Genomic DNA, 11,388 nt, shown 5'->3' on the forward strand with positions numbered 1-11,388 from the left:
TGGCGTTGACTTTTGGCACGCTGTTGAGTTCTCAAGGAACGGACGCTTCCTTCGAGCCGCATTCCTGCGAACCCTCCGGGCGCTTCGTTCTTTCGCGTTTCCAGCTTATCAGATGTTTTCCGCTCCGTTTTCCGGAGTTTCGATCCGATTCGCTTTCGCCTTTCGGCGCTCCCGAACTCTATCAGAGTTTTTCGGCCTGTTTTCCCCGCCCCATTCGAACGAATTCGAGTCCTGGAGCGAAGCCGCACGACCGTGGGGCAACCCGGAAAACGTTACGCACCGGGCTGCCCCAGGTCAAATCAGGTCGGTCAGACCTCGACGACGACCGGGAGGATCATCGGGCGGCGCCGGTAGTTGTCGGCGACCCACTTGCCGATGGTCCGGCGGACCAGCTGCTGGACCTGGCGGACCTCCAGCACGCCCTCCCCGGCGGAGCGGGTGAGGGCTTCCTCCAGCTTGCCGGCGATGGGCACGAACGCGCTGTCGTCGATGCCGGAGCCGCGGGCCTGGATGGTCGGGCCGCTGACGATCTTGCCGTTGGTGGAGTCGACCACCACGAAGACCGAGATGAAGCCCTCTTCACCGAGGATCCGGCGGTCCTTGAGCGAAGCCTCGGTGATGTCGCCGACGGACGAGCCGTCCACGTACACGTAGCCGGCCTGGACCTTTCCGGCGATCCGGGCGACGCCCTTGTCGAGGTCGACGCAGACGCCGTCCTCGGCGATGACCACGCGGTTGCGCGGGACGCCGGTGGCGATGCCGAGGTCGGCGGCGGCGCGCAGGTGCCGCCATTCGCCGTGGACCGGCATCAGGTTCTTCGGCTTGCAGATGTTGAAGAAGTACAGCAGCTCGCCGGCCGAGGCGTGCCCGGAGACGTGCACCTTGGCGTTGCCCTTGTGGACGACCTTGGCGCCCCAGCGGGTGAGGCCGTTGATGACCCGGTAGACGGCGTTCTCGTTGCCGGGGATCAGCGAGGAGGCGAGGACGACGGTGTCGCCCTCGACGATGCGGATCTGGTGGTCGCGGTTGGCCATCCGGGACAGCGCGGCCATCGGCTCGCCCTGGGAGCCGGTGCAGATCAGCACCACCTCCTTGTCGGGGAGGTCGTCGAGGGTCTTGACGTCGACGATCAGGTTGCCGGGGACCTTCAGGTAGCCGAGGTCGCGGGCGATGCCCATGTTGCGGACCATCGAGCGGCCGACGAAGGCGACCTTGCGCTTGTACTCGTGCGCGGCGTCCAGGACCTGCTGGATGCGGTGCACGTGGCTGGCGAAGGACGCGACGATGATGCGCTTGTCCGCGTTGGCGAAGACGTTGCGCAGCGCGGCGGAGATGTCGCGCTCGTGCGGGATGAAGCCGGGGACCTCGGCGTTGGTGGAGTCCACCAGCAGCAGGTCCATGCCCTCCTCGGCCAGCTTGGCGAAGGTCGGCAGGTCGGTGAGCCGGCCGTCCAGCGGGAGCTGGTCCATCTTGAAGTCGCCGGTGGCGACGACCATGCCCGCGGGGGTGCGGACGGCGACGGCCAGGGCGTCGGGGATGGAGTGGTTGACCGCGATGAACTGGCAGTCGAACGGGCCGATCCGCTCGCGGTCGCCCTCGGCGACCTCCAGCACGTAGGGGCGGATGCGGTGCTCGGCGAGCTTGGCCTCGATCAGGGCGAGGGTGAGCTTGGAGCCGATCAGCGGGATGTCCGGGTTCTCCCGGAGGAGGTACGGGACGGCGCCGATGTGGTCCTCGTGGCCGTGGGTCAGGACGATGCCGTCGACCTTGTCGAGGCGGTCCCGGATGTAGCTGAAGTCGGGGAGGATCAGGTCGACGCCGGGCTGCTCGTCCTCGGGGAAGAGCACGCCGCAGTCGATGATCAGGATGCGGTCGCCGTACTCGAGGACCGTCATGTTGCGGCCGATCTCGCCGAGTCCGCCGAGCGGGGTGATGCGGAGGGCGCCCTCCTTGAGAGCGGGGGGAGCGCCGAGTTCGGGGTGCGGGTGGCTCAAAAGACTCTCCTCACGACGCACGCCATATGCCCGGGGGGTTCGTCCCCCGGTGACATATGGCGTGCGTCCATCGTGGTTACCTGACTGCCGATTGCCGCGCGCCGTCGGTCCCGGTCCAGCGGCGGACCCGGTCGGGTCCGGCGAGCCGGGGGCGCGCACGTCTGTTGTTGATTACAGGTGTACCCCGCCGGCGGCGAGATCCTCCCTCAACCGGGCGATCTCCGCGTCCGTGGCGGGGACCAGGGGCAGCCGGAGCGGGCCGGCCGGGTGTCCCTGCAGGTTCAACGCCGCCTTGGAGAGGATCACTCCCTGGGTGCGGAACATTCCGGCGTACACCGGCAGCAGGGTCTGGTGGACGGCGAGCGCCTTGGCGTGGTCGCCGGCGACGAACGCCTCGATCATGGCGCGCATCTCGGCGGCGACGACGTGGCCGACCACGCTGACCACGCCGACGGCTCCGACCGAGAGCAGCGGCAGGGTCAGGTTGTCGTCGCCGGAGTACCAGGCGAGGCCGGAGTCGGCGATCGCCCGGGAGGCCGCGGCGACGTCGCCCTTGGCGTCCTTGTTGGCGACGATCCGGGGGTGCTCGCCGAGGCGGACCAGGGTGTCGTGTTCGAGGGCGACGGCGGCGCGGCCGGGGATGTCGTACAGCATGACCGGCAGGTCGGTGGCGTCGGCGACGGCCACGGTGTGCCGGTAGAGGCCCTCCTGCGGCGGCTTGCTGTAGTACGGGGTCACCGCGAGCAGGCCGTGCGCGCCGGCGGCCAGCGCCTGGCGGGCGAGTTCGATGCTGTGGTGGGTGTCGTTGGTGCCGACACCGGTGATGACGTGGGCGCGGTCTCCGACCGCCTCGACCACGGCCCGGACCAGCTGGGCCTTCTCCGCATCGGTGGTGGTGGGCGACTCGCCGGTGGTGCCGTTGAGCACCAGGCCGTCGTTTCCGGAGTCCACCAGGTGGGCGGCGAGGCGCTGCGCGCCGTCGAGGTCGAGGGCGCCGTCGGCGGTGAACGGGGTGACCATCGCGGTCAGGACCCGGCCGAAGGGCGTCTGCGGTGTGGAGGTCGGAGCCATGGGTCCAAAACTACTCGTAGGGCGGTGGTCGGTAGCCACGCAGGTCCAGGGTTTGGACAGTCCGAAGGGCCGGGGGCCGGGCCCGACATGGGATTCCGGTGCTGCGCGCTCGGGGGTTCACGCAGCACCGGAATCCGTGTCCTGAGCGTATGGAGCGGCCGAGAATGCCGCAATCCAGACATGCCGGACGGTCCGGCCATCTGCCCGTCGGCGCAGGTCAGCGGCCGGATCGGGCGCCGTCCGGGACGGGCCGCACGGGTGAGCGCCGCGGGCCGGGATCCGACGGTCCGTCAGGTCCCGGCCCGGGGCCCGCAGGTCAGACCTTGCGCCAGCCGGGGACCCAGGCGCCGTCCTCGACGGTGTAGTCGCCGAACAGCGACGGGGCCTCCTTGACCATCAGCTCGCCGATCTTGCCGAACAGCAGCCGGATCTCCTCCTCGGCGCCCGGCGCGGTGCGGTTCTCGATGACGTGGCGCAGCGTGCGCACGTTCGCGGTCCAGACCAGGCCGGTGGCGAGGCCCTCGGGGGCGAAGCGGCGCATGAAGGAGGTCTTCTCCTTCTTCTCGTGGAACTTCACGCCCTCCTCGTCCAGCCCGAAGTGGTCGGCCATCCAGTGCTGGAACTCCTCGATCTGCTGCATCAGGCCGGTGGCGCGGCCCATCAGCTCCTCGTCCTGCTGGGCCCACTCGGGGAACCAGAACGGGATGTCGTCGAGGCGGACGAAGCGCAGCGACTCCTGGGAGACGGCGACGCCGGCCCGGTGGCGGACCAGCTCGTGGGTGACCACGCGGCTGACGTTGTGCAGGACGAAGGTGAAGGAGACGTGCTCCAGGACCGAGCCGTGCGCGCTGGCCAGGATGTTCTTCAGGTAGACGTCCTGATCGGTGCGGACCTTGGTGACGTTCGGGTTGAGGCCCGGCTTCCACGAGCGGTAGCAGATCCGGCCGGCGAACTCGGCGAGGTTCTGGGCGTCGTCCAGGTCGCCGCGGTCGACGCGCTCCAGCCAGCTCTCGCCGCCGACGTCCTGCAGGTAGGCCGCGACCTCGTCGTAGTCGAGCTCGGGGCGGGCGATCAGGTGGACCTGGGGTTCGACTGCGCGCATGGGTGATGTTCCTGGCTGTTGGGGGCGGTACGGGTCAGTTTACGGCGGTGGCCGCGGCGTCCTGGTCGTGCAGCTTGATCGCGTGCTGCATGGCCTTGCGGGCGCGCGGGACGTCGCCGGCGTCCGCGTAGGCGACGGCGAGCCGGAAGAAGTTCCGCCAGTCGGTGGGGCCGGCCTCGGCCTCGGCCTTGCGGCGGGCGAACACGGCGTCGGCGGAGGCGCGGTCGATCCGGCCGCCGCCGGTGCGCTTCAGCTCGTCGACGGGCAGGCCGCCCTCGGCCTCCAGCTCGCGGGCCAGCCGCTCGCTGGCCCGGCCGAAGCGGACGGTCTGGCGCAGGAACCAGACGCCGATCAGCGGGATGACGAAGGCGCACACGCCGATGCCGATGCCGAGCGGCTTGCCGGTGGCGACGAGCTGGACGCCCTCGCCGACGCAGACGACGCTGACCAGCAGCAGGACGCCGGAGAGGACGAAGAAGCCGGTGCGAGAGGTCATGTCACAGGTCCAGGAAGTGTTCCAGGCCGAAGGTCAGGCCCGGGTGGTCGGCGATCTTCCGCACGCCGAGCAGGATGCCGGGCATGAAGCTGCTGTGGTGCATCGAGTCGTGACGGATCGTCAGGGTCTCGCCGGTGTCGCCGAACATCACCTGCTGGTGGGCGAGCAGGCCGCGCAGCCGCACCGCGTGCACCGGGACGCCGTCCACGTCGGCGCCGCGGGCGCCGGGCAGGCTGTGCGTGGTCGGGTCCTGCTGCGGCGGCAGGCCGGCCTCGGCGCGGGCGGCGGCGATCAGCTGCGCGGTGCGGGTGGCGGTGCCGGACGGGGCGTCGGCCTTGCGGTCGTGGTGGAGCTCGACCACCTCGACGGACTCGAAGTACTTGGCGGCCAGCTGGGAGAACTTCATGCCGAGGATCGCGCCGATGGAGAAGTTCGGGGCGATCAGCAGGCCCAGCTCGGGGGCCGCGGCGAGCAGGCCGCGCACCGTCTCCAGGCGCTCCTCGGTCCAGCCGGTGGTGCCGGTGACCACGTGGATGCCGTGGGTCAGGCAGTAGTCGAGGTTGCCCATCACCGAGTCGGGGTGGGTGAGTTCGACGGCGACGTCGACCCCGGCGTCGGTGAGTTCGGTGAGCTTCGAGTCCCGGCCGAGGGCGGCCACCAGCTCCAGGCCGTCGGCGGCCTCGACGGCCTTGACGGCCTCGGAGCCGATCCGGCCCTTGGCGCCGATCACGGCGACGCGCAGCGTCATGTCAGTTGTCCTCTCGGGCGGGTCAGGCGAGCAGGTCGGCGAGCTTGGCGGCCCGCCGGTCGTTGATCGGGCCGATCAGCGCGAGCGAGGGCCGGTGCGCCCCCAGCACATCACGGGCGACGGCGTGCACGTCGTCCAGGGTGACGTCGGCCATCTTCTGCAGCATCTCGTCCACCGACAGGTGGTGGCCGTAGGAGAGTTCGGCCTTGCCGATGCGGTTCATCAGCGAGCCGGTGTCCTCCATGCCGAGCACGGTGGAGCCGGAGAGCTGGCCGATCGCGCGGCGCAGCTCGTCCTCGGTGATGCCTTCCTCGACGACCCGGGCGAGCTCCTCGCGGCAGATCTTCAGCACTTCCTCGACCCGCTTGGGCTGGCAGCCGGCGTAGATGCCGAACAGTCCGGTGTCGGCGTACGAGGTGGAGTAGGAGTACACGGAGTACGCCAGGCCGCGCTTCTCCCGGACCTCCTGGAACAGCCGGGAGCTCATGCCGCCGCCGAGGGCGGCGTTGAGCACGCCCAGCGCCCAGCGGCGCTCGTCGTGGCGCGGGATGCCGGGGACGCCGAGGACCAGGTGCGCCTGCTCGGTGGGCCGGTTGAGGACGGCGGCCCGGCCGGAGGTGCGGACCGCCTTGACGCCGCGGCGGACCTCGGCGGGGTGGCCGGCGGACTTGGCCAGCACCGGCGCGAAGGCCTTCTCGACCAGCTTGACCACCTTGGCGTGGTCGAGGTTGCCGGCCGCCGCGACCACCAGGTTCTCCGGCTTGTAGCGGCGGTGGTAGAAGCCGGCGATCTGGTCGCGGCTCAGCCCGGAGACGGTCTCCTGGGTGCCCAGGATCGGACGGCCGAGCGGCCCGGTCCCGAAGATCACCTTGGCGAACAGGTCGTGCACCACGTCGCCCGGGTCGTCCTCGGCCATCGCCATCTCTTCGAGGATGACGCCGCGCTCGGACTCCACGTCCTCGGGGCGGATCAGCGAGCCGGTGAGCATGTCGCAGACCACGTCGATGGCCAGCGGCAGGTCGGTGTCCAGGACCCGCGCGTAGTAGCAGGTGTTCTCCTTGGCGGTGAAGGCGTTCATCTCGCCGCCGACCGCGTCCAGCGCGGCGGAGATCTCCAGGGCGTCGCGCCGGGCGGTGCCCTTGAAGAGCAGGTGCTCCAGGTAGTGCGTGGCGCCGTTGAGGACCGGGGTCTCGTCCCGGGAGCCGACGCCGACCCAGATGCCGAAGGTGGCGCTGCGCACCGTCGGGAGGGTCTCGGTGACGACCCGCAGGCCGCCGGGGAGCACGGTGCGGCGGACGGTGCCCGCGCCGCCTTCGGTGCCCTTGAGCAGGGTCCGGGTGGTGCCGGGGCGCTGCTTCGCCGCCGAGGCCTGGGCCACGGGTGTTCCTTCCAGCTACTGCTTCACGAGTGGAGCTTCAACGAACTTCACGAACAGGGCGCGGCCCGCACGCGCCGGATGGGGCGTGCGGGCCGCGGGGTGTTACCGGGGTGTCACTCGGAGGCGGCGGCCTCGCCGCCCTCCTCGCCCTCGATGACGGGGATCAGCGACAGCTTGCCGCGCGGGTCGATCTCGGCGATCTCGACCTGCACCTTGGTGCCGACGCCGAGCACGTCCTCGACGTTCTCGACGCGCTTGCCGCCGGCCAGCTTGCGGATCTGCGAGATGTGCAGCAGACCGTCCTTGCCCGGCATGAGCGAGACGAAGGCGCCGAAGGTGGTGGTCTTCACCACGGTGCCCAGGTAGCGCTCGCCGACCTCCGGCATGGTCGGGTTGGCGATCTGGTTGATCGTCGAGCGGGCGGCCTCGGCGGCCGGGCCGTCGGCGGCACCGATGTAGATGGTGCCGTCGTCCTCGATGGTGATCTCGGCGCCGGTGTCCTCCTGGATCTGGTTGATCATCTTGCCCTTGGGGCCGATGACCTCGCCGATCTTGTCCACCGGGATCTTGATGGTGATGATCCGCGGCGCGTTCGGGGACATCTCGTCGGGCGAGTCGATGGCCTCGTTCATGACGTCGAGGATGTGCAGGCGGGCGTCGCGGGCCTGCTTCAGCGCGGCGGCCAGCACGGAGGCCGGGATGCCGTCGAGCTTGGTGTCCAGCTGCAGCGCGGTGATGAAGTTGCGGGTACCGGCGACCTTGAAGTCCATGTCGCCGTACGCGTCCTCGGCGCCGAGGATGTCGGTGAGGGTCACGTAGTGGGTCTCACCGTCGATCTCCTGCGAGATCAGGCCCATGGCGATGCCGGCGACCGGGGCCTTCAGCGGCACACCGGCGTTCAGCAGCGACATGGTGGACGCGCAGACCGAGCCCATCGAGGTGGAGCCGTTGGAGCCCAGCGCCTCGGAGACCTGGCGGATCGCGTAGGGGAACTCCTCGCGGGTCGGCAGGACCGGGATCAGGGCGCGCTCGGCGAGGGCGCCGTGGCCGATCTCGCGGCGCTTCGGCGAACCGACGCGGCCGGTCTCGCCGACCGAGTACGGCGGGAAGTTGTAGTTGTGCATGTAGCGGCGACGGGTCTCCGGGGAGAGCGTGTCGAGCTGCTGCTCCATGCGCAGCATGTTCAGCGTGGTGACGCCCAGGATCTGGGTCTCGCCGCGCTCGAACAGGGCCGAGCCGTGCACCCGCGGGATGGCCTCGACCTCGGCGGCCAGGGTGCGGATGTCGGTGACGCCGCGGCCGTCGATGCGGACCTTGTCCTTGATGACGCGCTCGCGGACGATCTTCTTGGTCAGCGCGTTGTAGGCGGCGCTGATCTCCTTCTCGCGGCCCTCGAACTCCGGGAGGAGCTTGTCGGCGGCGACGGCCTTGATGCGGTCCAGCTCGTTCTGGCGCTCCTGCTTGCCGGCGATGGTCAGCGCCTTGGCGAGCTCGTCCTTGACGGCGGAGGTCAGCGCGGCCAGCACGTCGTCCTGGTACTCCAGGAAGCGCGGGAACTCGCCGGTCGGCTTGGCGGCCTGCTTGGCGAGCTGCACCTGGGCGGCGCACAGCACCTTGATGAACGGCTTGGCGGCCTCCAGGCCGGCCGCGACGACCTCTTCGGTGGGGGCGTCGGCGCCGCCCTCGACCAGCTTGATGGTCTTGTCGGTGGCCTCGGCCTCGACCATCATGATCGCGACGTCGCCGTCCGGCAGGACGCGACCGGCGACGACCATGTCGAAGACGGCCGACTCCAGCTCGGAGTGGGTCGGGAAGGCCACCCACTGGCCGTTGATCAGCGCGACGCGGACGCCGCCGATCGGGCCGGAGAACGGCAGGCCGGCCAGCTGGGTGGAGGCGGAGGCCGCGTTGATGGCCACCACGTCGTACAGGTGGTCGGGGTTGAGCGCCATGACCGTGACGACGACCTGGACCTCGTTGCGCAGGCCCTTGACGAAGGACGGGCGCAGCGGGCGGTCGATCAGGCGGCAGGTGAGGATCGCGTCCTCGGACGGCCGGCCCTCACGGCGGAAGAACGAGCCGGGGATGCGGCCGGCGGCGTACATCCGCTCCTCGACGTCCACCGTCAGGGGGAAGAAGTCGAAGTGCTCCTTGGGCTGCTTCGAGGCGCTGGTGGCCGACAGCACCATGGTGTCGTCGTCCAGGTAGGCCACGGCGGAGCCGGCGGCCTGACGGGCCAGGCGGCCGGTCTCGAAGCGGATGGTGCGGGTGCCGAAGCTGCCGTTGTCGATGACGGCCTCGGCGTAGAAAACGTTCTCTTCCACCTGGAAGATCTCCTCTTTCGTACGTCTCCTCAGGAGCGCCCCTGCGCTTGCCTGCCGTGGCCCGGGCAGTTGGGCCGGTCTTCGATCGAAGCCACCGGTTCCGTCCCCGCGTGTCGGGGGTTCCGGCGGCCACTACCGAGGACCGGCGCCTTTCGGCGTGCGGCGGCGTCGGCGGATGGACGCTCCTGTGGTGCGGGCGGCTTCCGTTTGAAGCCTTGTCGGCCCGCAAGGGCGGGCATGCCCTTTACCTTACAAATTCACACCCTATCGAGCGCGGCTTTACGGCCGGCCCGTTCGCGGGGCGTGGTCGCGGGGTGGCGCGGAAAGCGCCGAGGGGCGGCTCCCCCGGTGAGGGGAGCCGCCCCTGCGAGCGGTGTCAGCGGGCGCCGCCGGCGGCACCGCGGCGGATGCCGAGGCGGTCCACCAGGGTACGGAAGCGCTCGATGTCCTTCTTGGCCAGGTACTGCAGCAGGCGGCGGCGCTGGCCGACCAGGATCAGCAGGCCACGACGCGAGTGGTGGTCGTGCTTGTGGAACTTCAGGTGCTCGGTCAGGTCCGAGATGCGGCGGGAGAGCATGGCCACCTGGACCTCGGGAGAGCCGGTGTCGCCCTCCTTCTGGCCGAACTCGGCGATGATCTGCTTCTTGACGTCAGCGGCGAGGGCCACGGGCATCTCCTTCGGTTTCTGCCGAGTGGTCCTGGTCGGAAGCACAGGACCTGACAAGACTCGGACGGATCAACGATAGCAGCGCGGCTCAGCCGGTCGCGCCGCGCACCACGTTGTAGATGTTGAGCACGGCCAGCGCCAGCGGCACCAGGGCGATCAGCATCAGGCTGTCGACCATGTCCAGGATGCGGCCCCAGAACGGGGAGACTCCGGAGCGCGGGACGATCAGCGCGATCGCGGTCATGATCGCGGCGCCGGCCGCGATGGACGCGGACAGCCACACGGTGCGCAGGTCGCCGCTGCCGCTGCCGGGCGTGGCCGCGGCGATCGCCAGGTGCAGCGGGGTGTGCAGGGCGAGGCCGAGGATCAGCAGCGCCAGGCCGGCCAGGCCGGCGATGGTGAGCGCGAACACCTGGGCGGTGTAGCGGAACAGCCGGGCGCGCAGCATGGTCGAGACGCCGATGGCCAGGGCCAGCAGTTCGGCCCAGGTGCGGTCGCTGAAGCCGAGCACGGTGCAGGCGCCGACGATGGTGGTGGCGGCGCCGCCGACCAGGCCGACCAGCACCTCGTGGCCGCGGCGGGCCTGGGCGGCGATCCGCTCGTACTGGACGGTCTCGGTGCCGGCGTTCTCCTCGCCGTAGGCGGTGCCGCGGGTGCGGGTCTGGCCGGGGGCGCTGAAGCCGACGGGCAGGCGGGCGAACCGGGCGGACAGCGCGGGCAGGAAGCCGACCGCGGCGACCGCGGCGACGCCGGTGACGGCGGCGATGTCGGTGATCGCGGTGCCGGACATCAGCACGGCGGCGAAGGTGGCCAGGGTGCCGGCGGCGGCCACGAAGGCGGCGGCGACGAACACCGAGTCCTTCTCCGGCAGCAGGCCCACCAGCAGGACCGAGACGACCAGCACGGTGACGCAGCCGACCAGGAACTGGAGGCGGCCGGGGCCGTCGCCGACGTTCGGGACGTCGATGATGCCGGAGCCGGCCAGCATGGCGTGCGGCAGCGCGCCGAGGCCGAGCGCGAGCGCGGCGACGTGGTCGTCGTAGACCCGGGCGCGGACGGCCGAGAAGGTCACCAGCACGACGGCGGTGACGCCGGACAGGATGCCGGGCAGGCCGAACATGTTGTGCCGCAGGTCGGAGAACCACAGCGCGAAGGCCAGCAGGGTGAGCAGCACCGCGCCGGCGATCAGGCCGAAGGCCCGCATCAGGTCGGGGCTCCAGAACCGGCGGTCCGCCTCGACCGCGGAGGCGATGGCGTCGGCGACGTCGTCGTAGACGGCCGGCGGCAGCGACTCGGAGAACGGACGCAGGCTCAGCAGGTCTCCGTCGCGGACCTGCTGGGCCGCCAGCGGCAGGCCGCTGTCGAGCACGGTGCCGTCCCGGCGCACCAGATGGAAGCCGGTCGGTGTCCCGTCCACCTGGGTCTGCCCGGAGAGCCGAAGCACCTCCGGGTAGATGTCCGCGAGCGGGACGTCCTCCGGCAGGGCGACGTCGATCCGGCTGTCCGGTGCCACCACGGTGACCCGGCAGAAACCGGTCGTAGCGTTTGTGCTCACCGGCCCTCTCCCCCTCGTTGGCTAGTCGGCAAGTCTGCTGACCACTCGTCGAC

At 70.5% G+C, this 11,388-nt stretch carries 9 protein-coding genes; all 9 read right to left on the reverse strand.

What is annotated here, in order from left to right:
• Positions 1 to 308 precede the first annotated feature (308 nt).
• A complete protein-coding gene (locus tag ACFV1L_RS26195) occupies positions 309 to 1,994 on the reverse strand; it encodes a ribonuclease J (protein WP_380370007.1) in 1,686 nt (561 codons plus the stop codon).
• A 171-nt stretch (positions 1,995 to 2,165) separates the two neighbouring features.
• Complete coding sequence (dapA, locus tag ACFV1L_RS26200; RefSeq protein ID WP_380370010.1) at positions 2,166 to 3,065, reverse strand: 4-hydroxy-tetrahydrodipicolinate synthase; 900 nt, start codon at positions 3,063 to 3,065, stop codon at positions 2,166 to 2,168.
• A 316-nt stretch (positions 3,066 to 3,381) separates the two neighbouring features.
• Positions 3,382 to 4,167 (reverse strand): FAD-dependent thymidylate synthase, encoded by a 786-nt coding sequence (thyX, locus tag ACFV1L_RS26205; RefSeq protein ID WP_035866708.1) that lies wholly within the window; start codon positions 4,165 to 4,167, stop codon positions 3,382 to 3,384.
• A 34-nt stretch (positions 4,168 to 4,201) separates the two neighbouring features.
• Positions 4,202 to 4,663: a hypothetical protein gene (locus ACFV1L_RS26210; RefSeq protein ID WP_380370012.1), complete on the reverse strand. Its 462-nt coding sequence runs from the start codon at positions 4,661 to 4,663 to the stop codon at positions 4,202 to 4,204.
• Position 4,664: 1 nt separating this feature from the next.
• Positions 4,665 to 5,411 (reverse strand): 4-hydroxy-tetrahydrodipicolinate reductase, encoded by a 747-nt coding sequence (gene dapB, locus ACFV1L_RS26215; protein WP_380370014.1) that lies wholly within the window; start codon positions 5,409 to 5,411, stop codon positions 4,665 to 4,667.
• Positions 5,412 to 5,433: 22 nt separating this feature from the next.
• Positions 5,434 to 6,789: a M16 family metallopeptidase gene (locus ACFV1L_RS26220; RefSeq protein ID WP_380370017.1), complete on the reverse strand. Its 1,356-nt coding sequence runs from the start codon at positions 6,787 to 6,789 to the stop codon at positions 5,434 to 5,436.
• A 113-nt stretch (positions 6,790 to 6,902) separates the two neighbouring features.
• Complete coding sequence (locus ACFV1L_RS26225; protein ID WP_380370020.1) at positions 6,903 to 9,113, reverse strand: polyribonucleotide nucleotidyltransferase; 2,211 nt, start codon at positions 9,111 to 9,113, stop codon at positions 6,903 to 6,905.
• A gap of 376 nt (positions 9,114 to 9,489) precedes the next feature.
• Positions 9,490 to 9,780, reverse strand: a complete 291-nt coding sequence (gene rpsO / locus ACFV1L_RS26230; protein ID WP_030462697.1) for a 30S ribosomal protein S15 — start codon at positions 9,778 to 9,780, stop codon at positions 9,490 to 9,492.
• Between the two features lie 88 nt (positions 9,781 to 9,868).
• Entirely contained in the window at positions 9,869 to 11,335 is a 1,467-nt protein-coding gene (gene eccD / locus ACFV1L_RS26235; protein WP_380370023.1) for a type VII secretion integral membrane protein EccD, read from the reverse strand.
• Positions 11,336 to 11,388 lie beyond the last annotated feature (53 nt).

It is taken from the genome of Kitasatospora sp. NPDC059646, from assembly GCF_042734615.1.
Lineage (GTDB): Bacteria > Actinomycetota > Actinomycetes > Streptomycetales > Streptomycetaceae > Kitasatospora.

What these genes read in the sequence shown, in the direction of transcription:
- dapA (WP_380370010.1), bottom strand. Translation starts at nt 3,065, where the DNA reads ATGGCTCCGACCTCCACACCGCAGACGCCCTTCGGCCGGGTCCTGACC.
- thyX (WP_035866708.1), bottom strand. Translation starts at nt 4,167, where the DNA reads ATGCGCGCAGTCGAACCCCAGGTCCACCTGATCGCCCGCCCCGAGCTC.
- ACFV1L_RS26210 (WP_380370012.1), bottom strand. Translation starts at nt 4,663, where the DNA reads ATGACCTCTCGCACCGGCTTCTTCGTCCTCTCCGGCGTCCTGCTGCTG.
- dapB (WP_380370014.1), bottom strand. Translation starts at nt 5,411, where the DNA reads ATGACGCTGCGCGTCGCCGTGATCGGCGCCAAGGGCCGGATCGGCTCC.